Annotated in this window: 19 protein-coding genes, 1 tRNA gene and 2 rRNA genes; 4 read left to right on the top strand and 18 right to left on the bottom strand. The window is 57.7% G+C overall.

Annotated elements, in window-relative coordinates; genetic code table 11:
- Positions 1 to 67: 67 nt before the first annotated feature.
- Positions 68 to 553 carry an ureidoglycolate lyase gene (locus K6301_RS15375; RefSeq protein ID WP_247218167.1) on the top strand — a complete coding sequence of 162 codons (486 nt, stop codon included), beginning with the start codon at positions 68 to 70 and terminating at the stop codon, positions 551 to 553.
- A gap of 70 nt (positions 554 to 623) precedes the next feature.
- Here K6301_RS15375 and K6301_RS15370 read toward each other — a convergent pair whose 3' ends face one another.
- The 5 genes from K6301_RS15370 to K6301_RS15350 all read right to left on the bottom strand — a co-directional run bounded on the left by K6301_RS15370 (position 624) and on the right by K6301_RS15350 (position 6,251).
- A complete protein-coding gene (locus K6301_RS15370) occupies positions 624 to 1,916 on the bottom strand; it encodes an NCS2 family permease (protein ID WP_241947599.1) in 1,293 nt (430 codons plus the stop codon).
- Positions 1,917 to 2,180: 264 nt separating this feature from the next.
- A complete protein-coding gene (locus K6301_RS15365) occupies positions 2,181 to 2,639 on the bottom strand; it encodes a YbaK/EbsC family protein (RefSeq protein ID WP_247218165.1) in 459 nt (152 codons plus the stop codon).
- Between the two features lie 73 nt (positions 2,640 to 2,712).
- Positions 2,713 to 4,113 carry a DUF2793 domain-containing protein gene (locus tag K6301_RS15360; RefSeq protein ID WP_247218163.1) on the bottom strand — a complete coding sequence of 467 codons (1,401 nt, stop codon included), beginning with the start codon at positions 4,111 to 4,113 and terminating at the stop codon, positions 2,713 to 2,715.
- A gap of 375 nt (positions 4,114 to 4,488) precedes the next feature.
- Complete coding sequence (locus K6301_RS15355; RefSeq protein WP_247218161.1) at positions 4,489 to 5,097, bottom strand: Thoeris type III anti-phage system protein ThcA; 609 nt, start codon at positions 5,095 to 5,097, stop codon at positions 4,489 to 4,491.
- Positions 5,094 to 6,251 carry a Thoeris type III anti-phage system protein ThcB4 gene (locus K6301_RS15350; protein WP_247218159.1) on the bottom strand — a complete coding sequence of 386 codons (1,158 nt, stop codon included), beginning with the start codon at positions 6,249 to 6,251 and terminating at the stop codon, positions 5,094 to 5,096. The genes K6301_RS15355 and K6301_RS15350 overlap by 4 nt, the downstream gene beginning before the upstream one ends.
- Positions 6,252 to 6,453: 202 nt before the next feature.
- Here K6301_RS15350 and K6301_RS15345 point away from each other — a divergent pair, with 202 nt between their 5' ends.
- Together K6301_RS15345 and K6301_RS15340 are read left to right on the top strand one after the other, a co-directional pair.
- Positions 6,454 to 6,942 (top strand): TIR domain-containing protein, encoded by a 489-nt coding sequence (locus K6301_RS15345; RefSeq protein ID WP_247218157.1) that lies wholly within the window; start codon positions 6,454 to 6,456, stop codon positions 6,940 to 6,942.
- An 84-nt stretch (positions 6,943 to 7,026) separates the two neighbouring features.
- The gene (locus tag K6301_RS15340) at positions 7,027 to 7,605 is read left to right on the top strand and encodes a toll/interleukin-1 receptor domain-containing protein (protein ID WP_247218154.1); all 579 of its coding nucleotides are present in this window, start codon (positions 7,027 to 7,029) and stop codon (positions 7,603 to 7,605) included.
- Positions 7,606 to 7,806: 201 nt separating this feature from the next.
- Here the strand turns inward: K6301_RS15340 and K6301_RS15335 are convergent, their stop codons facing one another.
- The 10 genes from K6301_RS15335 to istA form a co-directional block, all read right to left on the bottom strand.
- Complete coding sequence (locus tag K6301_RS15335) at positions 7,807 to 8,742, bottom strand: restriction endonuclease (protein ID WP_247218152.1); 936 nt, start codon at positions 8,740 to 8,742, stop codon at positions 7,807 to 7,809.
- A 59-nt stretch (positions 8,743 to 8,801) separates the two neighbouring features.
- Positions 8,802 to 9,755: a hypothetical protein gene (locus tag K6301_RS15330; protein ID WP_247218150.1), complete on the bottom strand. Its 954-nt coding sequence runs from the start codon at positions 9,753 to 9,755 to the stop codon at positions 8,802 to 8,804.
- A 73-nt stretch (positions 9,756 to 9,828) separates the two neighbouring features.
- Positions 9,829 to 10,746, bottom strand: coding sequence for a hypothetical protein (locus K6301_RS15325; protein WP_247218148.1), 918 nt, complete (start codon positions 10,744 to 10,746; stop codon positions 9,829 to 9,831).
- Positions 10,743 to 12,464 (bottom strand): restriction endonuclease subunit S, encoded by a 1,722-nt coding sequence (locus tag K6301_RS15320; protein WP_247218146.1) that lies wholly within the window; start codon positions 12,462 to 12,464, stop codon positions 10,743 to 10,745. Before K6301_RS15320 ends, K6301_RS15325 begins: the two co-directional genes overlap by 4 nt.
- The gene (locus tag K6301_RS15315; protein ID WP_247218144.1) at positions 12,461 to 13,915 is read right to left on the bottom strand and encodes a type I restriction-modification system subunit M; all 1,455 of its coding nucleotides are present in this window, start codon (positions 13,913 to 13,915) and stop codon (positions 12,461 to 12,463) included. The genes K6301_RS15320 and K6301_RS15315 overlap by 4 nt, the downstream gene beginning before the upstream one ends.
- A gap of 53 nt (positions 13,916 to 13,968) precedes the next feature.
- Complete coding sequence (hsdR, locus tag K6301_RS15310) at positions 13,969 to 16,413, bottom strand: EcoAI/FtnUII family type I restriction enzme subunit R (protein ID WP_343298935.1); 2,445 nt, start codon at positions 16,411 to 16,413, stop codon at positions 13,969 to 13,971.
- A gap of 243 nt (positions 16,414 to 16,656) precedes the next feature.
- The gene (locus K6301_RS15305) at positions 16,657 to 16,998 is read right to left on the bottom strand and encodes a hypothetical protein (RefSeq protein ID WP_247218139.1); all 342 of its coding nucleotides are present in this window, start codon (positions 16,996 to 16,998) and stop codon (positions 16,657 to 16,659) included.
- A 486-nt stretch (positions 16,999 to 17,484) separates the two neighbouring features.
- Positions 17,485 to 17,772 carry a hypothetical protein gene (locus tag K6301_RS15300; protein WP_247218137.1) on the bottom strand — a complete coding sequence of 96 codons (288 nt, stop codon included), beginning with the start codon at positions 17,770 to 17,772 and terminating at the stop codon, positions 17,485 to 17,487.
- A 79-nt stretch (positions 17,773 to 17,851) separates the two neighbouring features.
- Positions 17,852 to 18,664, bottom strand: coding sequence for an IS21-like element helper ATPase IstB (gene istB, locus K6301_RS15295; protein ID WP_220360291.1), 813 nt, complete (start codon positions 18,662 to 18,664; stop codon positions 17,852 to 17,854).
- Complete coding sequence (istA, locus tag K6301_RS15290) at positions 18,654 to 20,180, bottom strand: IS21 family transposase (protein WP_220360292.1); 1,527 nt, start codon at positions 20,178 to 20,180, stop codon at positions 18,654 to 18,656. The genes istB and istA overlap by 11 nt, the downstream gene beginning before the upstream one ends.
- A 328-nt stretch (positions 20,181 to 20,508) precedes the next feature.
- Between istA and K6301_RS15285 the strand changes: the two genes are divergently transcribed.
- The gene (locus K6301_RS15285; protein ID WP_247220634.1) at positions 20,509 to 22,353 is read left to right on the top strand and encodes a recombinase family protein; all 1,845 of its coding nucleotides are present in this window, start codon (positions 20,509 to 20,511) and stop codon (positions 22,351 to 22,353) included.
- On the opposite strand, the gene K6301_RS15280 is transcribed toward K6301_RS15285, so the two are convergent.
- The 3 genes from K6301_RS15280 to K6301_RS15270 form a co-directional block, all read right to left on the bottom strand.
- Positions 22,310 to 22,386 (bottom strand) — tRNA-Met (locus K6301_RS15280). The two genes, K6301_RS15285 and K6301_RS15280, sit on opposite strands and share 44 nt — an antisense overlap.
- A gap of 252 nt (positions 22,387 to 22,638) precedes the next feature.
- Positions 22,639 to 22,753, bottom strand: a 5S ribosomal RNA gene (gene rrf / locus K6301_RS15275).
- A gap of 279 nt (positions 22,754 to 23,032) precedes the next feature.
- Positions 23,033 to 25,937: ribosomal RNA gene (locus K6301_RS15270) — 23S ribosomal RNA — on the bottom strand.
- Between the last annotated feature and the right edge of the window lie 109 nt (positions 25,938 to 26,046).

Here is a 26,046-nt window from a genome sequence, read left to right as displayed (position 1 = left end):
CGTCGCCATTACATCCGGACGGCAATCGTGCCCGTCCGCATCTGGCCATTGCGCCGTGGGAGGAAACATGAAGACCATCGACATAAAGCCGCTGACCCGGGAGGCCTTCGCGCCCTTCGGCCAAGTCATCGAGCAACAGGGCGCGCACCGGTTCCCCATCAATGCGGGCAAGTGCACGCGCTACCATGACCTCGCCCATATCGAGACGACGGGCGAGAAGGCCCGCCCGATGATCAGCCTGCTGCGCGGCGAACCCTATCCGCTGCCGCTGGAGCTGGCGATGGTCGAGCGCCATCCGCTCGGCAGCCAGGCCTTCATCCCGCTTGGTGACGCATCCTTCCTCGTGGTGGTGGCGCACGAAACCGCCGATGGCCCGGCCGACCCCATCGCCTTTCGCACGGCGTCCGGACAGGGCGTCAATATCGGCCGCAATGTCTGGCACGGCATCCTAACGCCGCTCGACGCCGTCTCCGATTTCGCCGTCATCGACCGCGGCGGCGAGGGCGTGAACCTGGAAGAGCATTTCTACGCCGAGCCGTTCCTGATCCGCTGACACCAGGCACAACCGGAAACGAAAAAGGGCCGCGTCGATGACGCGGCCCTTTTTCGTTTTGTCTGTTCGCCTACTCCGCGAAGAAGGCGAAGCGGATGATGAAGAGCACGGCGACGATGGCCGTTGCCGGGTGGATCTGCCGCCACTTGCCGGTGAAGAGCTTCAGCACCGCATAGCTGATGAAGCCGAAGGCAAGGCCGTTGGCGATGGAATAGGTGAAGGGCATGACGAGCGCGGTGAGCGCGGCGGGTGCCGCTTCCGTCAGGTCTTCCCATTCCACCTCGGTCAGTTCGCGCATCATCAGGCCGGCCACGTAAAGCAGCGCCGGCGCCGTCGCGTAGGTCGGCACGGAGCCGGCGAGCGGCGAGATGAAGAGGGCGGCGAGGAACAGGATGGCGACGACGAAGGCGGTGAGGCCCGTGCGGCCGCCGGCCTGTACGCCCGAGGCGCTTTCGACATAGGCGGTGGTGCTGCTCGTGCCGATCATCGAGCCGGCGACGATCGCCGTGCTGTCGGCGAGAAGTGCGCGGCCAAGACGGTTCGGCTTGCCCTCCTGGATGAGGTTGGCGCGCTTGGCGACGCCGATCAGCGTGCCCGTGGCGTCGAACACTTCGACGAGGACGAAGACGAGGATGACGTGCAGCAGGCCGCCATGCAGCGCACCCATGATATCCAGCTGCAGGAAGGTCGGCATGATCGACGGCGGGGCGGAGACGACGCCGCGGAACTCGCTGACGCCGAAGATCCAGGACAGAACGGTCACCGCGAGGATACCGATCAGGATCGCGCCCTTGACGCGCAGCGCGTCCAGGACGGCGATGACGAAGAAGCCGAAGATCGCCAGCAGCGGGCCGGTCTGCTTGAGGTCGCCGAGGCCGACCAGCGTTGCGGGATTGTCGACCACGATGCCGGAGCTCTTCAGCGCGATGATGCCGAGGAAGAGGCCGATACCGGCGGCGATGGCGCTGCGCAGCGAATGGGGTATGCCGGCGATCAGCCAGCTGCGCACGCCCGTTACCGTCAGGATGACGAAGATGATGCCGGAGATGAAGACCGCGCCGAGCGCCTGCTGCCAGGTGAAGCCCAGGGCCGCGACCACGGTGAAGGCGAAGAAGGCGTTGAGGCCCATGCCGGGCGCCATGCCGATCGGCCAGTTGGCGACGAGCGCCATGACCATGGAGCCGAGTGCCGCCGCCAGACAGGTGGCGACGAAGACGGCATCCCGGTCCATGCCCGTGGTCGACAGGATGTCCGGGTTGACGAAGATGATATAGGACATGGTGAGGAAGGTCGTCAGACCCGCGATCACCTCTGTGCGCACGGTCGTCCCGTGCTCATTGAGTTTGAAGAACTTCTCAAACATGCTGTTTCCCCCTGACGCCTCCGGCGTCACTGTAAGAATATTTCCGGGTCCAAGCTCCTCCAGCACCCCGGCTCCAGCCCATGCCGCGCGACAGCGCAGCCCGGGCGCGCGACCATTCCGCGCCCGTGAACGGCGTCCGGCCGAAGGCGGGCACCAGGATCACGATTGTGTCATATTGCGATGTCCCGCGCCCTGATGCTAGCCGGCGATTTCCCCGGATTTGAGCGAAACTCTTTCACGGCCGGCCGGCAAGGCCGCGCCGTTTCACTCGCAGACGTCGACCCATTCGGCGTTGACGAGTGCGGCCATGCGCTCGGGCGCGATGCGCACTGCCGCATTGGTGGTGCCGGCGGCCGGCACGACCTCCGCGAAGGCGCTGAGCGACCTGTCGCAGTAAACGGGCAGGTCCGTCGGCAGGCCGAAGGGGCACACGCCGCCCACCGGATGGGACGTCGCCGCCACCACCTGCTCGGCATCCAGCATGCGCGGCTTGGCGGCGAAGCGCTCCTTGAACTTCCGGTTCGAAAGCCGCGCCGTTCCCGCCGCGACGATCAGCACGATGTCCTCGCCGACCCGCGCACAGATCGTCTTGGCGATCTGCGCCGGCTCGACGCCATGCGCCTCTGCGGCGAGCGCCACGGTCGCCGAACTCTGCTCGGTGACGATGACGGCGATATCGGGGGCTTTTTCGGCGAAGAAGGCGCGGACGGATTCGAGTGACATGGCCAATTCATAGCGAGCCCGGCGGCCTCAAGGCAAGAGGCCGCCGGGTTGCAGTGCAGGCTATGTTTCGCGGTCAGGCATAAATCCCGCCCGCGGGGTTCGTGCCGGCGGTCGATCCCGGCAGGAAGGTCGTCGCCTTGCCGAAGGTGTTGATCACCCCGTTGGTGTCGGCGATGTAGCGGCTGCCCGTGGCGCTGCCGGTAACGGTGGCGCTCGACAGCGCGATCGTGCCGCAATGGCTCGTGGCGGCGAACTGGGTGAAGGCGGGCGTGCCCGTCAGCGTGAAGGTGCGCCCGGCGCCCGAGAGAGAACCGCCGCCGCCGATATTCATGTGACGCCGCGCGCCGCCGGTGATCGTGTAATTGTCCTCCAGAAGGATCTTGCAGGGATTGTCGCAGAAGATGTGGTCGGCATTGGCGCCGACGGCGCCGAACTCCATCTTGCCGATGCGCAGCGTCACGCCATTGCCCACGGAAAGCGCATGGATGAGATCCGTGGCGATGGCGATCCTGAGGCCCGAGACCTTGGCATGGACGCCATTGGCGAAGGACAGGCCGCCTGTCAGCACGACGGAAGCGGGCGTCGTCTCGTTGCCCCGGATCGTCAGCCGGCCGCCGCCGAGAAGCGGCCGGGAGACGCTCGCGCCCGCATGGGTGCCGTCCGCCAGCTGGATCGTCACGTCATGGCGGGCGCAATCGAGCGCCAGCGCGGTGTCGATCGCCTTCTGCAGCGTGGCGAAGGGCGCGCTGGTCGACAGGCCGTCATTGCCGTCACTGCCGGCCGGCGCGACATGATAGGTGCGGTCGGCCGTCAGCTGCTCGCGCAGGCCCTGCGCGCCGGACGGGAAGGCGGGCCGCCCCGTCGCGGGATCGATGACGATCGCCTGGTGGAACGTGGCGCCGTCGGCGCTGACCTTGATGCTGAAGGCATCGTTGCCGGCCAGGCCCATCTCGGCGCGGCCGGACCAGGCGGTCTGATAGAGAAGCGAGGCCGTGTCGCCGACGGCCGCCTTGTTGATCTTGAGCTGGTGTCCTGCGCCGGTATTGGTGAAGAGGGAGGCGGGCGACGCGACGGCCAGCCGGTTGGTTGCGTCCGCAGACGTGTTGATGCCGACCTGGTCGGGAATGGCGACGGCAAAGGCGGCCTCCATCCAGCCGCCCGCCTTGAAGACCAGCATGCGGTTCTCGTCAAGGACATGGGCGAGCCAACCCTCGCGCGGCGCATAGAAGGCCCAGGCGCCGTCCTGCCAAGCCGCCACGCTTGTTTCCTTTCCGCTCCAGGCGCCCGTCGCGCCCGAAGGCACGATGTAACGGTCCCCGCCAGCGGGGCTTTCAGGCGGAGTCGTAACCGCACGGCTCAGCACCGCCAGATGCAACATGGCATCGATCGCCTTGATCGCTTCGTTATGGGTGACGTGTTTCTGTGCCTGAGAGGGCAGGATATAGGGGATGTTGAGGTTATCGGATTTGTCCATGTCGTCGTTTCCTGTTTCGGGGAGGACGATTATGGGGCCGGTGAGGGATGCGGGGACGATGTCGCGTCGTTTTACGTTACAGGAAAGAAACGGCAGCCTTGCCTGGTGACGGCATGCGTGGGGCTTTCGCGCCCCCCAACGCAAGAAAGCCCTCTCGTGACGAGAGGGCTTTTGGGTTTTAGGTATTTGGTTGCGGGGGCCTGAGTCCACAGAGGCTTGTAACCAACGATCAAGCGCGGCATTACTAAGAAAGACAGCATCTTGACCGGCTTTCACCACAGAAAAGATTAAAATCTTTATCGCCACTCCAGGGCGCTTTCGACCACAGCGCCTGCATAGTATTCCCCCCCCTTAAAAGGGACTTGTCTTCATATGCTACTCAAGGATCGATTCTCCGCGCTTCTCGTTCGGATTAATTGCGAGCCGAGTAAACAACAAATCGACATAGTCTAGCTCGTCGCTGAAGTCTCTGCTTGCATTTATCTCTTTAGCTAGAATAGCGGAAGCGCCACCGGTCGATGCTATCGGAAGGATTACAGCGTCGACTGCCATCTCACGAAACAGCTTGTACTCATCAAGTATTCCCCCCATCCCTCCGGCGAATACCGCGGCAGAAAACGCACTGTCCGAAAGCATTTGGCGTCGCATCAACTCAAGGCTTCGCTCACGATCACCCGGAACAGCATCCGTTAAAATCACGTTTTTAAACCGCGCATTTTCTTCGGGGAAGTCAGGTTCAAATAGCTTGCTCTGGTAGAGGGTGACCCATTTGCCATAGTCAACGTCAAGAGCTTCGGCATAGGCCCAAATCATGGGAGTTATGGATGGGTGCCCTCCCCAGACAATCCGACGTCGACCCAGGGCAACATACAGCAGCGCGCTGATTACTGCCGATATCGCTGCGGTATCTCCCTCACCCATGAAGTGTCTTGCAGCGGGGTCCGGGACGCCTGCAGACAAGAAAATTGAACGACTCTGTGTCATTGATCCCACTCCACTAGCTCCCACCCGGCATCAGACACCTTTAGCGTACGCACAGAAGCTATCTGAGCATCTAGCCAGCGCAAGTGTTCGATCCATGCAGGGCGAATGCCGATGTGATTATAAACTAGACAGGGAAACCTTCCATGGCCTGCCTTTCCGGCCTTGTCCTGAATATCGTTTAACATCTCCGCTGTCGGCACTCCCACCATTGGATACGCTTCAATCTTCCGCCCGCGAGGAAGCGTCACACTTGCTGACCGATGAGCTCCAATACCCTCAAACTGACCGCCAATACGGGTCACTTCGCTTTTCAAGCGCCCAACTAAGTCGAGATGTCTCGTAGCAATGCTACGGCTGCGAAGAGCCTCGGCCTTCTTAGCAATTAGTGGCAACAAGGCCGGGTGCAGCCTACCAGCGGCATCGATGTCAGACGCAGTCAAGGCGACAGTATCACTCAGAGACAGATACCTAGAGCCCTTATGGTCAGGCCAGACAACTCTTAAAATTTGGATTCCTAGCGCCTGCGACCGGCCAAGTTCCTGCGCAGTCCATTTGCTACCGAAGTAGTCCTTGGTATCCAACATGACTGTGACGTCACAATCTGACAGACGATGCCACAGCATCTCTTGAAACGCAGCAGCTGGACGAATGTCATGAGTATCTAGAAAAACGTCGAAGCCACGACTTGACAACTCGTCGTGAAGCTGGACAGCAGCCTCACGTGAGTCTGTACGCCTGTAGCTTATGAAGATGCGGCGCTGAGTGTGAAGAAGTCCCAAAACCTCGAGAGTAACCGAGGCTAACGCCTCCAACGTTTCATCATAAGAATCCAGCATACAGGCATTTGTGTGGGCAATGGCAACGGGTACAGCTGCACCAAACGATACCCCTTTTTCCACCACCGGAACTATTGGAACCTTCGCCAACTCGAGCCTATCAACAATATCTGAGTCTACTGTCGGATCGCCACCGAAATAAAGCGCGACGGTCGCCGCCTTTGGATTCCTATCTGCCCAATCGAGGGCGGTGCGGATGGCCAAATCACTGGGCATGGCCAACGAAAACAAGTCTGCGACATCCCGTAGCTGCTTAGAGAGTGCATCCGCTTGGCCGACCTTTGGTGATCCGATTAACAGAACCTCGTAGAGAGCCATTTTGAACCTTACCTGTGGAAGTTGAAAGGAACCTTATCTGCTACCATTGCTGCATTTCACGCCAGTTAATAGGCTTTGAAGCAAGTTCTGGCACAAGAGTCGTCGCTGCTCAGTAAAATTGCGACAGGCGGGCAAGAGACAAGCGTCTTAGTGTCGAGCGAGTTCTACGCTGAATTATTGCAGTAAGGCAATCGAGGTGACTATGGCGCGACGTGTGTTCTTTAGCTTTCACTACGAAAGAGATGTACGCCGAATTATGCAGGTACGCAACTCTTGGGTTGTACGTCCAGAGGGTAGCGCACAGCCGTTCTACGACGCTGCGGACTTCGAACAAGCCAAGCGCCGCGCCGGAGGTATCGAGAATTGGATTGAGGAGCAACTTGCCGGAACCTCGGTTACAGTTGTTCTTTTCGGCGCGGAAACCTACGGCCGGCCATGGGTTTTACATGAGATCAAGCGTAGCTACGAACTCCAAAAGGGCATTCTCGCGATCGATATTCACGGCATCAAAGACCCCCAAAACGGAACAGACAAACCGGGGAAAAATCCGCTGAGCCACTGGTCTATCAAGCGGAACGGAGTGGACGTCACCTTTGACAAAATCTACAGAACCTATGATTGGGTCAAAGATGCCGGCTATCAGAACATGCCGGTATGGATCGAGGCAGCCGCTAAGGCAGCTGGACGCTAGACCAGCGCGAGCTGAGCAATTGAGACCCGACTCAATCAGAGCTCCTCTCTAGGTCCACTAGATTAGCGGGATAAGGGGATAACAATGGGCACGTTTACAGACAGTCAGATTCGTCGACGCGCACAACGCAAGACCGGCGGCTACAGGCAGGCTACCACTGTACTTAAAGAAGAGGTCGCGTCATCGAAGGCTAGATCAAGCTTCGATGTGTTTCTAAGTCACTCTACTTCAGACGCTGAGATTGTCCTGGGCGTAAAAGGTATCCTAGAAGACTACGGGAGGACGGTGTACGTCGATTGGCTCGAGGACCCGCAACTGGACCGTAGCCATGTAACCGCAGCAACGGCTGAAGTCATTCGGGAACGAATGCGGCAGTGCAAATCACTTGTATACGTTCACACAAAGAATTCCGGAGCGTCCAAATGGATGCCTTGGGAGCTGGGTTATTTTGATGGTTTCAACGGAGCAGTCACCATCCTCCCTGTCACGGAGAAGGGGGAGGACTTCCAAGGACAGGAATACCTCGGTATCTATCCTTATATCGATGAAGCACCGGCGCACGGCTCTTCCATTAATGAAATTTGGATCAATAAAAACACCACGACATCGACTCGCTGGGCAGCGTGGGTCAGTGATCCTCGCGCCTTTCGAAAAACAGGCTAGACTGGTGCCCCAGTGACTGTTTACTGGCTGCGGTGGCAACCGCGTTGGTTGACAGCAACTGGCTTTATCACCGAGTGATTGGTACGCCTGCATGTGTTTTGATCTGCTGACAGATTTCTGCACTTAACGATGGCCCCAAGGTCGAAGCGATCTGTGAGGCGGCAAACATAAATAATTTCCGCATAACACGGCTTTTAACTTTCACTCCTCGACGAAAAAGTCCTCGTCTAGCCGCTTCACCCCCACGGTGCGAGCAATGCGAACGCCCACGCCATGCTCGATCATCAGGTCTGCGAGCTGATCACCGTCTATAAGAACAATTCGCTGCGGCAGATGGTGTACGAAGTCGATGGCCGGGGCGGAGAAGCTGGATGTGGTGACGAAGACGCCTTTGGCGGCACCGACGCCGACGAGGCTGCCGAGGAAGCCCTGCACTTCGGGCCGGCCGACGCTAATATGCGAGGCATAGCGCTTGGCCTGCACATAAATGCGGTCGAGGCCGAGGCGGTGTTCGTCGATCACGCCATCGATGCCGCCATCGCCGGATTTGCCCAGCCGGCGCGCGGCGTTTTCATGGCTGCCGCCATAGCCCATTCCGACGAGTAGATCGACGATGGCTCGCTCGAAGAAGGCGGGGCTTTGCGCGAGAATGCGTTGCAGTAGGTCTGCCTTTAGAGCCTGATGCAACACGGCTTGTGCTGCGTCGATCTGTTCTTCAGGCGTGGCCGATGTAGTTGCGTCGATGGCTTCACCGGCACCGGATGATGCGGCCTCTGTGCTGCCAGTACCCGAAGTGCTGGAAGCGTAGAACTCCGCAAAGGTAGGATATGTTTTCAACGTGTCGACATTGATGTTAGCGGGATCGGTGGACAGCAGCGCTCTGCCCAGCTGGCTCGCTACGAAGCGGCCGCGCGCTGGGCTGTCGATCAGGCCGGCTTTGGTCATGTAAAACTTTGCCCAATGGATGCGGTTGTGGAAAATGCGCTGACGTCCGCTCGGCAGCATCTCCTCCCGCTCCGCCACGGACAAGCCAAACTTGTCGGCCAGCTTTTTCGCTGCATCCGGCACACGGGTTTCCCCATCGGCGGCGAGCCGAAGGACGGGGAGCATGAGGGATTGGTAATCGGGAATTGCCATTGTGAGCAGGTACCCTGTTAAATTGCGTTTCGTGTCTGCCGGCAATCGGCGAACAATTTCTATTTCCCACCAAACCGGGATGCACCGGGAATCGAGGCGAATATACTCAGCGCCTTCATCCAGTCACCACGAAAGAATTCGCCACCGAGGCTGGTCAGCTCTTTTTGGCCACGGTCCTCGAAGGCCTGCTCGGCGGCTTCAGCGGCGGCTTTGGTGTCGTAAAGCTGGGAGGTCATTTCGATCTTCCAACGCCCTTTGGCTGCGGGCGGAAAGCCGCAGTTCAGCTCATCCTCGCGCCGGTTAACGTCATTAGATACGCCGATCTTGATCAAGTCGGACTTGTCGAACTGCGTTTTTTGAAGGCCCATCAGGGCAAAACCATCGCCGACAAAGCGGGCGAGGTAGAGATGCGTCGGACCATCTTCATAGGTCGATGTTCTCTCGCCAAAACTGCCCGGTAACGCCTTGGAGGGTTGATACACTTCGGCCAACGGTCTTTTCTTGACCGCCGTCTCCGCCACCGGTGGTTCCCCGAAGACGTTGACCTCTGTCACCTTCACTTTAAGCGCCAAGTCGATTTCGGATGGCGTCAGCTCCGGGTTCCAAACGGCAATCGCCTGGCCTGCCTCAGCGCGATAGGTCACTGGCGCGATGGTCTCGAGCAGCATCGGCTCATCGACACGCCAGGCGCGCACCACCGGCAGTGCGTGGCTCCATTTCTCCGCCCAGCCATTGTCGCGCTTACGCTTCAGGCCGAGGGGTGAGGCCTTGTCAACATCGCGAATGGGCCGCGCTTCGACCTGCAGAAAGCCCAGGACTCGGTGGCGTTCATTTTTTTTAGTCTCCGCGGAGGCCGCTCCATAGATCATGAACAGATCGCCATCCTCCACCAGCCCTAGCATCCGGTCACGAGAAGCCTCTTCGCTCCAACCGAGATAGCCGTCTTCTTCTGGACTGAAGCCGTAGAAGGAGCGCAGGCGGATGGAACGGGGCTTGTCCGGTAACGCGTTCATTCTACATTTCCTGCCGGTTTATTGGTTTTAACGTGACTTCTCTCATCGGCCAGCCTTGAACCGCCATAGAACGTTATCTTTCACGGTATTCAAACTTTCTGCTCCAGGTCTCACCCGCAGTCACACGGATGCCATCAGGTCGATAACCTTCAGCCGAAAACACCTCGCGCAGTAGATCTGCAGTACGTTTGGCATCCAGCCAGTCACCCCGTTCCAGTAAATGTCTGATCTTAGGATGAATATCTACTTCGACATCAGCCATCTCCCGCTCTACAGCGAGCGTTGAACCTCCTTCCGCTCTGACAAGGCTCAGAGCGGGTTCAAAATAGTAGCGCCATTCTGTGTCAGGCTCCGGTAGCTCAATCGGGTCCTGCGATTCAGGCTCTGGATCACGCCAGTAGAACTCAAGGACTTCATTCCGGAAAAACGAGAAAGAGCCGACATGCAACGAGCAACTGTTGTTGTCGACGCATATGAGGCGAAGCGCCTGCAACTTCGCCTTCATCTTGTCCATGTAAGTGGGGGCAGAAGAGCGTCCTTTGCTCTCAAAGGCGAGCCAATTTCCGCTGTAGTCCTGCCCGATCAAGTCCGGACGAGAGCGCCCAAGCACAAGTGGATTGAGGTCGTTTCGGAAGACATCCAGATGAAGGAGCCAGGGAGTTCTGAGTAGCTGCCCAGCAAAGACCTTACAGAGCATCATTCCCAGGAAATAGCTTACCATTCCTTTTTCTGTTGGGTCCAACGAGGCGAAGGCATCAGTCCGATAAAGCCGCCCGTGCCAGCCTTCTTGAAGCGCCATTCGCAGAAGCGCCAATCTGAAGATGGCTTCATGGGCCGACGCCGGTCCATGCCGAAACACATGGTACGTGCTGGGTCGGCCGATCGTTATCGCGGCCCAAAGCAATTCATCCCAGGTTGTTGTAAGCGTCCCGGATTGAATTGAATAGACACTGGGAAATGCTTCACTCTGGTGGTCAATCCGAAGCGTCACTCCGCGGCCTCCTGCATCACCTCAATCTCAACCGGTGCCAAGGCCTCGGCCAGCAGCGCGTCGAGCAGTTTTTTCCGTGCCTCGTCGGCGCTGATCAGGCTGGTTTCCAGCTCGTCGCAGAGCGCCATCAGTTCATCGACCTTGGCGACGATACGGTGTTGTTCGGCGAGTGGTGGGAGGGGAATGGGGATGGCTCGGAGCTTGTCCTGAGAAATATTCATTTGCATCACGGCCATGCCCGACTTGGCATCTTCCAAACGTTTGAAGGAGTGGCCAGCGTTCAACGTTAGTGCGAGGTATCGGGCGGAGAGTTTGCCGATAGGATGAAAACGTATCAATTTGTCTGAGATCATGAGTCTCTGACATGGAACATCGACAACGCAGGACACACCGACGCGATTTTTTGGCCCAGCCCGAGTGACCAGGATATCGCCAATTTGTGCCTCGAATTGAGGTCTCGGCACGAGCTTGCTGGGCAGAAGCTTGTTTTGGTCAGCATCGAACGACAGAGCCTGAACAGCGGTAGTTTTCAGGACTGCCCACTCCTCCTCACTTTTCCGCGGATGGTTTTCACACTGAGGACTCCAGCCCGCGTCCATGCTTCCAATCATTGCGCCGAGTGGAAGCCACGACCAGGTCTCTGGAAGTACAAGTGCGCAATCATCCATAGTCAGCGGCTTCAACAACTTACGTGCCTTCGCCAGGTCGCTGAACGCAGCAAGATATTTCACCGCCGGCTCATCCGTCGGGTCCTGCGGCACGAGCTTACCGCGGGCGGCGAGGTTGAGGATGGCTTGGCGAAGCTGCTTGATTTGGTCTGGCCGGGCGGTGAGCGCCGGCATGGCATCGAGCGCGAAGCGGGCGGCGTTGCGGAAGGTTTCCGGGTTGGGGGTGTTGAAGCGGGCAAGGCTTGCCGTCACCAGCCGGTCCCGTTTCGTCTCCCGCTCCTTTCGCGCCGCTTCCAACTCGTCGCACAGCGCCATCAGTTCATCAACTTTGGCAACAATGCGGTGTTGTTCGGCGAGCGGTGGGAGGGCCACCGCGATCTGGTCCATCCGATTCTTCGGAAGACCTCCTCGACCGGCTCCAGTTTGCTCATCAAAAATAAATGCCTGAAAATACGGTGATAGAACCAGCCCATGCATGAAGCCGGACATGTCTGTAAAAACGGGACGGATGATTGCGACATGCTGACTGATGTTCGCCTCTCCGAATGACTCGGGAACCAATGAGCACCGCCCCATGGACCCCCCCGTGATATTCAGAAGCAAGTCTAACGGCTTTACAGCCGTCCCAGCCATTCTTGCATGCACCTCGCGAGCGATGTAGGCGACGTCGCTCAGCCGAAGGCCTTCGTCGTATACGTTCTGCGAACGGAGGAAAGGGATGCCGCGATCAACGTAAACCTCTTTGCCGCCTCGCGGTGTACTGCCTGATCCGGTCTTCGAGCAAATCGATCCAATCGTCGACCAAGCCCAACCCTTCGGCAGATCAAATGGTCTGACTCCTCCACCGGTGTCAGACGCTTGCTTTATCCCAGCCTGGCGGCGACCGCTTTCGATCTTTTTCAGGAGCTCCGATGCTAACTCATCCGTAGGGTTTTGCGGCACGAGCTTACCGCGTACCGCCAGATCGAGTATAAACTGCCGCAGCCGGGCAATCGCATTCGGGGCATCGGCGATCTGTTCGTAATGCTGCAACAGGCGCTCAGTGTTCATCGGGCCAGCGCCTCGGCCAGAATGCTCTTCAGCTGGTCGCGCAGGTGGGCAGCACTGGCTTCGGCAGCCGTGAGCTCTTCCAGCAGGGTCTCCGGGTCACCATGTTCATCGGCCACCGTGTGCGGATTCTTGAAGTCCAGATTGTAGCCGCGCGCCTTTACGTCTTCCAAAGTCACACGCCAGGCCTGCGGCCCTTCCTCGCGGCCCTTGCGCTCCTTCCCACCCCACCAGTCGACGCAATCCTGCAAATGCTCCTGCCGGATCGGCTTGGTCATTGAATAGGCCTTCTGGCCCTCCGGCACGCGGTGTTCCCAATACCAGATGTCCTTGGTCGGCGTGCCCTTTTCGAAAAACAGCAGGTTGGTGCCGATCGAGGCATAGGGCTTGAAGACGGAGTTGGGCAGGCGGACAATGGTGTGGAGATTGCACTCCTCCAGCAGATGCTCCTTTAGCCGGGTCTTGATGCCTTCGCCGAACAGGGAGCCATCCGGCAGGACCACGGCGGCGCGGCCGCCATCCTTCAACAGGCGCACGATCAGCGCCAGAAACAGGTCTGCGGTTTCCTTGGTGCGGAAGGTCGGAAAATTGTTTTCGATACCGTCTTCCTCCCGACCACCGAAGGGCGGGTTGGTGAGCACGATATCGACGCGCTCATCCTTACCCCACGATATCAGCGGGCGGGCGAGCGTGTTGTCGTGGCGTACAAAGCTCGGGTCCTCAATGCCGTGCAGCAGCATGTTGGTGACGCAGAGCATATGCGGCAGCGGCTTCTTTTCCACGGCGCGAAGGCCGGCCTGCGTCTTCTCGCGGCTCTCCGGCGTCCGTACATGGTGTTTCTCCATGTGGCGGATGGCGCAAGTCAAAAAGCCGCCGGTGCCGCAGGCGGGGTCGAACAGGATTTCACCAGGTTTCGGATCAATGCGCTCCACCATGAAGGATGTCAGAGCCCGAGGTGTGTAGTATTCACCCGCATTGCCGGCCGATTGCAGGTCGTTCAAAATCTGTTCGTAGATTTCGCCGAAATGCTGGCGTTCCGTCAGGCTGTTGAAATCGACATCGCTGATCTTGTTGACCACCTGACGTATCAACTGGCCAGATTTCATGTAGTTATAGGCATCCTCGAAGAGATCGCGCACAACCCGGCGGCGGTCTCCGGCTTGAGCCGAGACCGGCAACCCTTTCAAGGTCGGGAAAAGCTCGTTGTTGACGAAGTTCAGAAGCGCCTCGCCGGTGATGCCTTCCGGGTCTGCCGCCCAATTGCGCCACTGGAATTTCTCCGGAATTGGCGAGACGTAATTGTCCTGCGTCAGCTCCAGTTCCTGGTCCTGATCGTCCATGATTTTCAGGAAAAACATCCAGCAAAGCTGGCTGATGCGTTGGGCATCGCCATCGACGCCGGCATCCTGACGCATGATATCCTGGATGGATTTGACGGTGTTACGGACTGACATAGGGCTGCTTCATTCTGTTGTTGGCGACAAAGGGCACTCGGGAGGGTTTAGCCTCACGAAGCATCCTCGTAAATCGCGTTCTGCATAGCGTGGACCGCTTGTTCAAAAGCGGCTTTGCCGCCAAAGGCGCGAACGAGCTCAATAGCGGTGCCGAGCGTGTTGGCTGGCGGTATTTTCAGCACGTTCGTGTCGTCGAGGTTCAAGACACCCTCGTCGGCATATTTGATCAGTAGCATATCCAGCACGGCTCGCGCCTTGCCTTCATAGCGGGCGAAGACGTCGCGCTTCTTCACGTTGTCGGCACGCTCCTGCCGCGTCAGCGGCTTCCGGTCGAAGGCGATATGGCAGACGAGATCGAAAGGGTCGAGGTCGATGCCGAGCTCTTTGGCGATCACATCCAGTGGCAGGCCCTCGGACGCCAGTTCCTTCACCAGCGCATCCTTGCGCTCCTCAGATTTCCAGCGCTTCAGGAAATCATCCAGGCTCGAGAAATGCCGAAGCAGCGCTGCCTTGGTGAAATCGCGCAGGCTTTCGGTGACAAGCTTGCCATGGGCATCCAGGTATTCGACACGCTCGGCGATAACCTTCGCGCTGATGCCATCGACATAGACCTTCTTCTGGCGTTCGCCGCCGCCGGGCGGAAAGGTCACCTCGTCGCCACCGGTGGTTGGCGGCTCTGCGGTATATTCGTCCTGCTCGTTGTCTTCGAAGGCGGGCGGCTCCGCATCTGGGGGCGTAATCGGATCGTCCTCACCCGCCACATAAATCTGCACCGGATCACCATCGAATTCAGGATCGGCGAAATGGTTCGTTGCGCCGCGGAAATCCATGAGGGTGAAATAGAATTTCTGCGTATCCTCATGCACGCGCGTGCCGCGGCCGACGATCTGCTTGAACTCGGTCATCGAGCCGACGGGGCGGTCCAGGACGATGAGGCGGCAGGTCTGCGCATCAACGCCGGTGGAGAGCAGCCGCGAAGTGGTGACGACCACCGGGTAGCGCGATTCGGGATCAATGAAGTTGCCGATCTGCGCCTGGCCGAGCGTATCGCTTCCGGTGATGCGCATGACATAGCGGGGGTTCTCATCGCAGAGGTCCTTGTTGTCGTTGATCAGCGCCTGGCGCATGCGGGCGGCATGCTCCTCATCGACGCAGAAGACGATGGTCTTCTGGTAACGGTCGCCGCTCTCCTTGAGGAACTCGGTGACCTTGGCGGAGACCAGCTTGGTGCGATCATCCAGAACCAGGGTACGATCGAAATCCTTGGCGTTATAGATGCGGTCCTCGACCTCCTCGCCGTGGCGATCCAACTGGCCTTTTTCAGGGCGATAGCCTTCGACATCACGGTCGATATGGACCTTGATCACCTTGTACGGAGCTAGAAAGCCGTCGCTGATGCCCTGTTTCAGGGAGTAGGTGAATACCGGTTCGCCGAAATAGGCGGTGTTGGAGACATATTCCGTTTCCTTCGGCGTCGCCGTCAAACCGATCTGACTGGCAGCGGAAAAATACTCGAGGATTTCCCGCCAGGCGGAGTCCTCGGCCGCGCTACCGCGATGACATTCGTCGATGACAATCAGGTCGAAGAAATCAGGAGAGAATTCACGGAACAGCTTCTGTCGTTCCTCGGGACCGGTGATGGCCTGATAGAGCCCGAGATAGATTTCGAACGAGGTGTCGATGCGGCGTTTGCGATCCAGCGCCAGCGTCACGGACTCTTCCGTTCCGTCGGGGCGCTCGATCGTTTTCGACTTGGTGGAGAGCTTGGCCATTGCACCTCCGAAAGGGCGGAAATCGTTGACCATGGTCTGGTCGATCAGGACGTTGCGATCAGCTAGGAACAGGATTCGCTTTTTGCGCTTGGCCTTCCACAGACGCCAGATGATCTGGAAGGCGGTGTAGGTCTTACCCGTACCGGTCGCCATGACGAGCAGAACGCGATCCTGCCCCTTGGCGATGGCCTCAATGGCCGCGTTGACGGCGTTAACCTGATAATAACGCGGAGCCTTTCCGCTGCCGTCATCATAATAGTCCTGGAGCACGAGCTCTTCGGCAGAGCTATCTAGGCCCTTCCATCGGCTGTAGAGCTTCCAAAGATCGTCCGGAGACGGAAACTGATCGAGGCGGAGGTTTTCTTCTTTCACGCCCCGCAAGCCGGTACGGTCGTGAAATACAAAACCGTCGCCGTTCGAGGCAAAGACGAAGGGGATAGCCAGCGTCTCTGCATAGTCCAGCCCCTGTTGCAGACCATCACAGACAGCATGAGTGTTGTCCTTCGCCTCAATGAGCGCGATAGGGATGTTGGGCTTGTAGTAGAGGACGACGTCCGCCTTCTTGGCATTGCCACGGGCGACGAGCTTTCCGCGCACGGTAATGCGGCCCTTGGTGAAGAAGACTTCTTCCCGGACCTGCAGCATCATGTCCCAACCGGCCCCCTTGACGGCAGGCAAGATGAACTTCGTGCATATATCGCGTTCTGTCAAAGAGCGCTTGTCCATCCAGATGTTGTTCCCCCACAATCCCTTTGAATACACACTATAAATAGTGTTCGCAGCGTCAATTCAACCCTCAGAACAGACAATGTTATACTGAGCGTTATACTGAGCTTTTTCGATTCTTGCGCAAACGCCGTGATCGGGAGTAATGGGGGGAAGACGTCCGAAAATAATGGTACGCCGTTTGCAAGGTGATACTGCAAGTCGTCAGAGGAAGCCTGAGCTACCACTGCTGCTCCCCCGCCCTCAACGGTGTGGTGGAAAGACGGTAGACCGAGGATTTAGATACCTTTTCGGCCGAAACGGAAACAACTCGTCTGAGTAGCGATCGGCCAGTTCCTCGAAGACGTCCTCGCTCTCACGGACATCGAAGCCTTGGCGTTCAAGGTCAACGACGATTGCTTCGGACAGCTTGTTCAAAGCAAGCCGGGCATCTCTCCGGCGTTGAGCCGCAGTGATCATCTGCCATAACAGCATCCTCGCCAGATCATCCCGAGACGGTCGGCGTCGGGCCTTAGCCTCGTCCCTGACTCTCTGCTGACGCACGACCTGATCAGCGTTGCGCTGCTTCTTCGATTTCCTTGCCATTACGTTGTCTCCTTGGTTTGGAGCCTCAGCGTCCATACCGGCTATGCAAGGAACAAGCTTAGCCGCCCACGCTGACATTCCGGATGGGGAAGGTTGAATCGCCAGTCCATCGACCGTCGCTGCGCAAACACGGTTTGCACCGGAATCGATGATCGAGACACTGGCAACGGCAAAACTGGGTTCTGAATCGCGCAAGGGTAATTTGAGATGATGTGTTTGAAATTGCCTGAAACGTAGAAGACGGCAAGCCTACCTTCATCTGGTGTGAGCCGACGTGCATGAACGTAAACCACTTGCCGCCAGATCGGGATGACGCATCGCGACGGCGGGTCATTCAACCCGCCATATGCTGTTGCGGGCTGCGCTGGAATCGCAATTTCCCCAATGGGAATCGATCTCTGCGATTTCGGAATCGGCATTCGGAAATTGGGAATCGGAGTGGCGCCGGCAGGAATCGTCGTTTCGGTGCCAATCCGACTATTATCATCAATTTTCGGGTCCGTTGTTTGTCCCCAGAAGCCTCCTGAACTCCTCGCCGTTCATCACCCCGACATCCTTCAGCCGCTCGGCGATGGCGATCAAAGCTGCGCGTTGGCGTTCCAGCAGGTCTCGGGCCATCGCTTCGGCGGCCACCAGTCGAGCGTTGACGCGGTCCGGAAGATGCCGGTCGAGACTTAACTTGTTAATGGCTACAGCCGCCGGCCGGTACAGCAACGGTTGTTCATCGGAGAAGCCGAGGCGGGTTTCGGCAGCTATGGCGTGGTCGGTTGCCATGGCGAGATCGCTATCGTCGTACCCCCTGTTGATTTGCACTGAGAGCTGACCCGGGATTTGCGCCGAGAAGTGACCCGCCTTAGGTATCGTCCGTCGTGGTTGGGGTGGTCAAGTTCCTGCGTTTCTCCTTCGTCGTTTTGGGCTCATGGGCCGAACTGTTTTTGAAGCGGAAGCTGTCGTTGCCGGTTTCGAGGATGTGGCAATGATGTGTGAGGCGGTCGAGCAGCGCGGTGGTCATCTTGGCATCGCCAAACACGCTGGCCCATTCGCTGAAGCTCAGGTTGGTGGTGATGATGACGCTGGTGTGCTCGTAGAGCTTGCTTAGTAGATGGAAGAGCATCGCACCGCCTGAAGCACTGAATGGCAGGTAGCCCAGCTCGTCGAGGATGACGAGATCGGAGTGTGCCAGGCGGTTGGCGATCTGGCCTGCACGACCTTGGGACTTCTCCTGCTCAAGCGCGTTGACCAGTTCCACGGTTGAGAAGAACCGAACCCGCTTGTGATGATGTTCGATGGCCTGGACGCCGATGGCCGTGGCAATATGCGTCTTGCCCGTGCCGGGACCGCCGACCAGGACGATGTTGTTGGCGTCGTCGAGGAAGTCGCAGCGATGAAGCTGACGGACCAGTGCCTCGTTGATCTCGCTGCTGGTGAAGTCGAAGCCGTTCAGATCACGATAGGCTGGAAAGCGTGCCGTCTTGAGCTGGTAGGCCGTCGATCGCACTTCACGTTCCGCGGTCTCAGCCTTGAGGAGCTGCGATAGGATCGGGATGGCAGCCTCGAACGCCGGCGATCCCTGCTCGGTGAGTTCGCCAACGGCCTGGGCCATGCCGTGCATCTTCAGTTGCCGCAGCATGATGACGACAGCGCCGCTTGCCGGATTATGACGCATGGCGAACCTCCGTCTTTCTCAGCGCATCGTAACGTTCGACATTCGCCTTGGGCTCATTGGTGAGCGTCAAGGCCTGAGGCGCGTCGATGGTGGGCGGTGTGAAGGATTTGCCGTCGACGAGGCGATGCAGCAGGTTCAGCACATGCGTCTTGGTCGGAACGCCGGACTTCAGCGCCATGTCCACGGCCGACAACACGGCCTGTTCGTCATGCTGGAGAACAAGGGCCAGGATATCGACCATCTCGCGGTCGCCACCCGGCTTCTTCAGGAGATATTGCTGCAAGGCCCGGAATGCCTCCGGTAGCTCAACGAATGGAGCGCCATTGCGAAGAGCACCGGGCTTGCGCTGCACCACCGCCAGATAGTGCCGCCAGTCGTAAATGGTCTGTCCTGGCCGATCGTGAGAACGGTCGATCACGCGGCGATGCTCGCACACGATCTGCCCCTCCGCTGCGACGACGACACGATCCGGGTAAACCCGCAGGCTCACCGGTCGATTGGCGAAGGATGCCGGGACGCTGTAGCGATTGCGCTCCAGATGGACGAGGCAGGTTGGCGTGACCCGCTTTGTATACTCGACGAAGCCGTCGAACAGGCGGGTAACAGGCATCAGCGCCAGAGCTTCCTCAGCCCAGATGTCAGCAATGGTGCCGCGCATCTGTCCGTGTGGGGTCTTTGCCCAGAACTCCTTGCATCGACGCTCCAGCCAGTCGTTCAGGGCATCCAATGATGGAAACCGTGGAACAGGTTGGAAGAAGCGATGACGCGCATCCTGAACATTCTTCTCGACCTGTCCTTTCTCCCAGCCGGACGCGGGATTGCAGAACTCGGGCTCGAACACATAGTGACTGGCCATTGCCAGGAAACGGACATTGACGTCGCGCTCCTTGCCACGGCCGACCTTGTCGATCGCCGTGCGCATGTTGTCGTAGATACCGCGGCCGGGAATGCCGCCAAACACGCGGAATGCATGATTGTGGGCATCGAACAGCATCTCATGCGTCTGAAGGAGATAGGCCCGAACAATGAAGGCACGGCTATAGCTTAGCTTCGTATGTGCGACCTGCAGCTTGGTGCGCTCGTTGCCGATAATGGCCCAGTCTTCCGACCAGTCGAACTGGAACGCTTCGCCTGGTTCGAAGGCCAGAGGCACGAACGTTCCGCGCCCTGTCGTCTGGAATTCCCTCTGCCGGTCTGACTTCCATTCCCGGGCAAAGGCTGCAACGCGGCAATAGGAGCCGTCGTAACCGAGGCTCACCAGGTCGGCATGAAGTTGCTTCAGGGTGCGCTTCTGCTTGCGGCCCTTCTTCGATTCCGTCTTCAGCCAGGCCGACAGCCGATCCGCGAAAGGATCAAGCTTGCTCGGTCGCTCCGGGACCTTGAACTTCGGCTCCACGCCGTCCAGGCGCAGGTATTTGCGGACGGTGTTCCGGGACAGGCCGCTCCTGCGGCAAATCTCCCGGATCGATAGATGCTCTCGAAAATGCCAGCGTCGTATTACGCTCAGTAACGCCATGTCGATCACTCCAGAGCCCCCGCTGAAACCTCGCGAGGGATGATTGAAACATGGGTCAAATCTCAGTGATAATTTCCCGCAATCCCGGGTCAGCTCTCAGTGCAAATCAACATGCAGATCAAGCAAAGTGCCGGCATTTTGGTGGATGCGGTCGGTATGCGCCGACACTACGGAACGCCAGAGCTTTTCGAGCGAGGCATCTATCGTAACGCAGCTGTTTGATCTGCCGACCACATCAAAGCCGGCCCGCCCGAAATTTCGCGCGCCGGCTTGGAACGGCAAATTTTCACGCTAGGTATTATCCACTTATGACCTTCGTAGAGCCATCATGACCAAGAACGTACTATTCTACGCCCGCTATTCAACTGATCGCCAGGATGAACAATCCATTGAAACGCAGGTGGCGCTGGGCCGGGAATTTGCTCTCGAACGCGGCTGGACGATTATCGAGACCTTGGAAGATCGGGCGGTCAGCGGAACGAAACTGAAGTCGCGGCCCGGCATCCAGAACGTTCTGCGCCGGATCAAGCGCGGCGACATCCACGTTCTTCTTTGCGTTTCCGTCGACCGCATCTCCCGAGACATGGAACACAGCTCCGGCATTCTCAAACAGCTTCGACACCATGGTGTTGAGCTCTGGACAGTCCAGAACAGCTCCGCAGTTAATGACATGGAAGTCGGTCTTCGCTCGATCATCAGTCACGACATGATCGAGCAAACCCGGTACCGTACTCGCGAGGGCATGAAGACATCCATCAAGAAAGGTCGGGCTGCTGGAGGGATCGCCTATGGCTATAGAGCTAAGCTCGTCTATGACGCCAAAGGCGATCGTATTCCCGGCGAACGGGAGATCGACGAGGAACAGGCCGAGATCGTCAGATGGCTTTTCGAACAATACGTACTTGGAAGGTCACCAAAAGAATTGGCTGTCGAACTCAATGGACGTGTGCCCACCGTGCCAGGCCCTCGCGGGCTTAAATGGCGTGACACTGCTATCCGCGGTCATCGGGATCGTGGTGCCGGCATCCTCAACAACGAGACCTATATTGGTCGCCTCGTATTCAACCGCCGCAATTTCCGAAAGAACCCGGAGACGGAGAACCGTGAAGCGCGGATGAATGATAAAAGTGAATGGGTAGTCGGCGAGGTACCTGAGCTTCGCATCGTATCCGACGAGCTGTGGACAAAGGTCAAGAAACGCCAGATCGAAGTCGAGGCGAGCTTCAGCCATACGACAACCAACCGGTTAAACCGTACCCATCGACCCTCCTACCTTCTCAGCGGATTGCTTGAGTGCAGCCATTGCAGCGGTCCCTACGCGATCATGGCAAAGGACCGGTACGGCTGCACCAATCGCCAAAAGAAGCTCCCTATCGAACATCTGGGTGGCGTCGTTTGCCCCAACCCCAAAACCATCAGCCGACACGAGTTGGAGAGGCGGGTTCTCCACGCTATTCCCGCCCGCCTGCTCTCGGTCGAGAGCACGGCTTCCATCCAGGATGAGATCAATAAGCAGCTGGCTGCTGCGGGAGCGAACCGAGAGCGCAAAGAAGGAAAGCTGCGTGCTAGCCTACGGGATATTGCGCACAGGCAGGACGTTGTCGCAGACCAGATCACTCAACGTATTATCAACGGACAGCCGCAGATCGAAGCATTCAATAAGATGCTCGATGACTTACAGAGGCAGCGTGATGAGATTGAGGCCAATCTCGCGATGACCGCCGGGAAGACGAAAGGTCCTCCGAAGACGTTCATCATCAATCCGGCAATGTACAACGCTGTCATCGGCGCGCTCACCACAGTTGTCCGCGCCGGTGCTAGCCAAGATGAAACAGTTCAGCGACATTTCAGCTTCCTGAGGCAGCTTGTTCAGAAGGTCGTCATCTCGCCCGGCTCTGACGGCAAGTCGACGGAGCTGACAATTTACGGTCAACTTGCTGCTATCCGCGCTTCCATGCAAGCATTCCAGGAATATTGTGCCGGTCTCACGCAGCAGCACAGAAACGAGTTCGCCCGCCGGGTTAGGGCGGGTGAGTTCAATAATCAGTCTGAGAAGCTGGCCTATCTTGAACGCTGTAGGGCCGTCATCGCCGAAGCGGAGGCTGAATGGAAGCTGTTACAAGTTTCAGTGGTTGCGGGGGCAGGATTTGAACCTGCGGCCTTCAGGTTATGAGCCTGACGAGCTACCGGGCTGCTCCACCCCGCGCCAAGCGTAAATCCCTATGGGATTTATCGCGATTACGCCATCGCGTTGCGATGGCGGACTGTGCCGGAGCAAATTGCCGAAGGCGATTTGTCTCCTGTCAGGGGCGCACCGGTTTCGATGCTTCGTTCCCTGAGATGCGGTTTCATTCTGCAAACAAAAAAGGACCGCTTGATGCGGCCCTTTGGTTTCGGCAGGGCCGAATGCGTGTCGAGAAGATTGTTTGCTTCGTTTGAAGCGCATTGCCTTTAGCAGACCTGGCAGCGACCTACTCTCCCGCGTCTTAAGACGAAGTACCATTGGCGCTGGGGCGTTTCACGGCCGTGTTCGGAATGGGAACGGGTGCGGCCACCCCGCCATAACCACCAGGTCGGCTAAGGGCAATGTAATGAGAAGCTGGATTTTGAGCGAATAGGGAGTGGCGAATAGCGAATAGCTATTTTTCATCCGGTTTCGCTGGTCATGAACACGTCTTTTCGATCTTCTCCTTCGCTGTCGGCCGCAAGCGCAAGGCGCGTCGCCAATCCCGGGTTTTCGCTTCAGCAAAACACCCTAGATGGCGCGCCGTCCGCAGGGCCTACAGCCCTTGAGGACAAAAGATCAGCATCATCAGTGCGCCTTGGCGCGCTGATGAGCATGAACAATGAGAACGATCAAGCCAATCGAGCTATTAGTACCGGTAAGCTTCACACATTGCTGCGCTTCCACACCCGGCCTATCAACGTGGTCGTCTTCCACGGCTCTCAAGGGAATACTCGTTTTCAGGTTGGTTTCCCGCTTAGATGCCTTCAGCGGTTATCCATTCCATATATAGCTACCCTGCTATGCCCTTGGCAGGACAACAGGTCCACCAGAGATATGTCCATCCCGGTCCTCTCGTACTAGGGACAGATCCTGTCAATATTCCTACACCCACGGCAGATAGGGACCGAACTGTCTCACGACGTTCTGAACCCAGCTCACGTACCGCTTTAATTGGCGAACAGCCAAACCCTTGGGACCTGCTCCAGCCCCAGGATGCGATGAGCCGACATCGAGGTGCCAAACAACCCCGTCGATATGGACTCTTGGGGGTCATCAGCCTGTTATCCCCGGCGTACCTTTTATCCGTTGAGCGATGGCCCTTCCACGCGGGACCACCGGATCACTATGACCGACTTTCGTCTCTGCTCGACTTGTCAGTCTCGCAGTCAGGCTGGCTTATGCCATTGCACTCGACGACCGATTTCCGACCGGTCTGAGCCAACCATCGCGCGCCTCCGTTACTCTTTCGGAGGCGACCGCCCCAGTCAAACTACCCACCATACACGGTCCTGGACCCGGATAACGGGCCGCAGTTAGACATCCATGACGATAAGGGTGGTATTTCAAGGATGGCTCCACAGAAACTGGCGTCCCTGCTTCAAAGCCTACCACCTATCCTACACATGCCGACACGAATGCCAGTGTAAAGCTATAGTAAAGGTGCACGGGGTCTTTCCGTCTAACCGCAGGAACCCCGCATCTTCACGGGGAATTCAATTTCACTGAGTCTCTGCTGGAGACAGCGGGGAAGTCGTTACGCCATTCGTGCAGGTCGGAACTTACCCGACAAGGAATTTCGCTACCTTAGGACCGTTATAGTTACGGCCGCCGTTTACTGGGGCTTCGATTCAAAGCTTGCACCTCTCCTCTTAACCTTCCAGCACCGGGCAGGCGTCAGACCCTATACGTCGTCTTGCGACTTCGCAGAGCCCTGTGTTTTTGATAAACAGTCGCTACCCCCTGGTCTGTGCCACCCCAAAACACTTGCGTGCCTTGGGGTCACGCTTCTTCCGAAGTTACGCGTGCAATTTGCCGAGTTCCTTCAGCAGAGTTCTCTCAAGCGCCTTGGTATACTCTACCTGACCACCTGTGTCGGTTTCGGGTACGGTCTATACGGTGGAGCTATTTCCTGGAACCGCTTCCCTGCACACCCAATCCAATAAGAATGTACAAGTTACGCAATCCGTCACTACCACCAGGCCCACGAATATTAACGTGGTTCCCATCGACTACGCGTGTCCGCCTCGTCTTAGGGGCCGGCTAACCCTGCTCAGATTAACTTTAAGCAGGAACCCTTGGTCTTTCGGCGAGAGGGTCTCTCACCCTCTTTATCGTTACTCATGTCAACATTCGCACTTCCGATACCTCCAGGAGCCCTCACGGGTCTCCCTTCACAGGCTTACGGAACGCTCCGCTACCACTTGCAGTAAACTGCAAATCCTCAGCTTCGGTGCATGGCTTTAGCCCCGTTACATTTTCGGCGCAAAGACCCTTATTTAGACCAGTGAGCTGTTACGCTTTCTTTAAATGATGGCTGCTTCTAAGCCAACATCCTGGTTGTTTTGGGATCCTCACATCCTTTCCCACTTAGCCATGACTTGGGGACCTTAGCTGGAGGTCAGGGTTGTTGCCCTTTTCACGACGGACGTTAGCACCCGCCGTGTGTCTGCCGACTAGTACTCCTCGGTATTCGGAGTTTGGTTAGGATCAGTAAGACGGTGAGTCCCCATAGCCCATCCAGTGCTCTACCCCCGAGGGTATTCGGTCGACGCTCTACCTAAATAGATTTCGCGGAGAACCAGCTATCTCCGAGTTTGATTGGCCTTTCACCCCTAGCCACAAGTCATCCCAATCTATTGCAACAGATGCGGGTTCGGTCCTCCAGTTGGTGTTACCCAACCTTCAACCTGCTCATGGCTAGATCACTCGGTTTCGGGTCTAATGCAACTAACTCAATCGCCCTGTTCAGACTCGCTTTCGCTGCGCCTACACCTATCGGCTTAAGCTTGCTAGTTACACTAAGTCGTTGACCCATTATACAAAAGGTACGCCGTCAGCCTTGCGGCCTCCGACTGCTTGTAGGCAACCGGTTTCAGGTTCTATTTCACTCCCCTTGTCGGGGTGCTTTTCACCTTTCCCTCACGGTACTTGTTCGCTATCGGTCATGCACGAGTACTTAGGCTTGGAGAGTGGTCTCCCCATGTTCAGACAGGATTTCACGTGTCCCGCCCTACTCAAGGACAATGCCTGTTCTACGTGTACGGGGCTATCACCCGCTAAGGCCGGACTTTCCATTCCGTTCCACTTTATTCAGCATTGCCACTGGCCTGGTCCGCGTTCGCTCGCCACTACTTGCGGAGTCTCGGTTGATGTCCTTTCCTGCAGGTACTTAGATGTTTCAGTTCCCTGCGTTCGCTTCTTACCCCTATGTATTCGAAGGTAAGATACCTTATTTCAATGCTTGGAAACCTGAACTGTTGTCCTCACGGCCGTCGCGATCTTTACAGATCGCTGCCTGCGGACGGCGCGCCGGATAACCGGCGACGGCCTCTGGCCTTGCGAAGTCTTCGACTTCGTTCGCCCAAAAGCCAACAGAACAGATTTTCCAAGCATTTAAGGTGGGTTTCCCCATTCGGAGATCCATGGATCAAAGCTCATTCGCAGCTCCCCACGGCTTATCGCAGCGTATCACGTCCTTCATCGCCTGTGCATGCCAAGGCATCCACCAATTGCCCTTACGACACTTAATCGTTCTCATTGTCTATGCTCATCACTAGCCTTCGCTAGAAGGCGATTGGACTACCTTTTACAATCCAATCAACTCATGATGCCATCGACGTGTTCGATGGACATGCTTTA

The organism is Shinella oryzae (genome assembly GCF_023038235.1).
Taxonomy (GTDB): domain Bacteria; phylum Pseudomonadota; class Alphaproteobacteria; order Rhizobiales; family Rhizobiaceae; genus Shinella; species Shinella sumterensis.
The sequence above is the reverse complement of the archived record's forward strand: the minus strand, read 5'-3'. Positions and strand labels throughout refer to the sequence as shown.

Coding starts and splice junctions, on each gene's coding strand:
- K6301_RS15375 (WP_247218167.1), top strand. CDS start 68: ATGAAGACCATCGACATAAAGCCGCTGACCCGGGAGGCCTTCGCGCCC.
- K6301_RS15370 (WP_241947599.1), bottom strand. CDS start 1,916: ATGTTTGAGAAGTTCTTCAAACTCAATGAGCACGGGACGACCGTGCGC.
- K6301_RS15365 (WP_247218165.1), bottom strand. CDS start 2,639: ATGTCACTCGAATCCGTCCGCGCCTTCTTCGCCGAAAAAGCCCCCGAT.
- K6301_RS15360 (WP_247218163.1), bottom strand. CDS start 4,113: ATGGACAAATCCGATAACCTCAACATCCCCTATATCCTGCCCTCTCAG.
- K6301_RS15355 (WP_247218161.1), bottom strand. CDS start 5,097: ATGACACAGAGTCGTTCAATTTTCTTGTCTGCAGGCGTCCCGGACCCC.
- K6301_RS15350 (WP_247218159.1), bottom strand. CDS start 6,251: ATGGCTCTCTACGAGGTTCTGTTAATCGGATCACCAAAGGTCGGCCAA.
- K6301_RS15345 (WP_247218157.1), top strand. CDS start 6,454: ATGGCGCGACGTGTGTTCTTTAGCTTTCACTACGAAAGAGATGTACGC.
- K6301_RS15340 (WP_247218154.1), top strand. CDS start 7,027: ATGGGCACGTTTACAGACAGTCAGATTCGTCGACGCGCACAACGCAAG.
- K6301_RS15335 (WP_247218152.1), bottom strand. CDS start 8,742: ATGGCAATTCCCGATTACCAATCCCTCATGCTCCCCGTCCTTCGGCTC.
- K6301_RS15330 (WP_247218150.1), bottom strand. CDS start 9,755: ATGAACGCGTTACCGGACAAGCCCCGTTCCATCCGCCTGCGCTCCTTC.
- K6301_RS15320 (WP_247218146.1), bottom strand. CDS start 12,464: ATGAACACTGAGCGCCTGTTGCAGCATTACGAACAGATCGCCGATGCC.
- K6301_RS15315 (WP_247218144.1), bottom strand. CDS start 13,915: ATGTCAGTCCGTAACACCGTCAAATCCATCCAGGATATCATGCGTCAG.
- hsdR (WP_343298935.1), bottom strand. CDS start 16,413: ATGGACAAGCGCTCTTTGACAGAACGCGATATATGCACGAAGTTCATC.
- K6301_RS15305 (WP_247218139.1), bottom strand. CDS start 16,998: ATGGCAAGGAAATCGAAGAAGCAGCGCAACGCTGATCAGGTCGTGCGT.
- K6301_RS15300 (WP_247218137.1), bottom strand. CDS start 17,772: ATGGCAACCGACCACGCCATAGCTGCCGAAACCCGCCTCGGCTTCTCC.
- istB (WP_220360291.1), bottom strand. CDS start 18,664: ATGCGTCATAATCCGGCAAGCGGCGCTGTCGTCATCATGCTGCGGCAA.
- istA (WP_220360292.1), bottom strand. CDS start 20,180: ATGGCGTTACTGAGCGTAATACGACGCTGGCATTTTCGAGAGCATCTA.
- K6301_RS15285 (WP_247220634.1), top strand. CDS start 20,509: ATGACCAAGAACGTACTATTCTACGCCCGCTATTCAACTGATCGCCAG.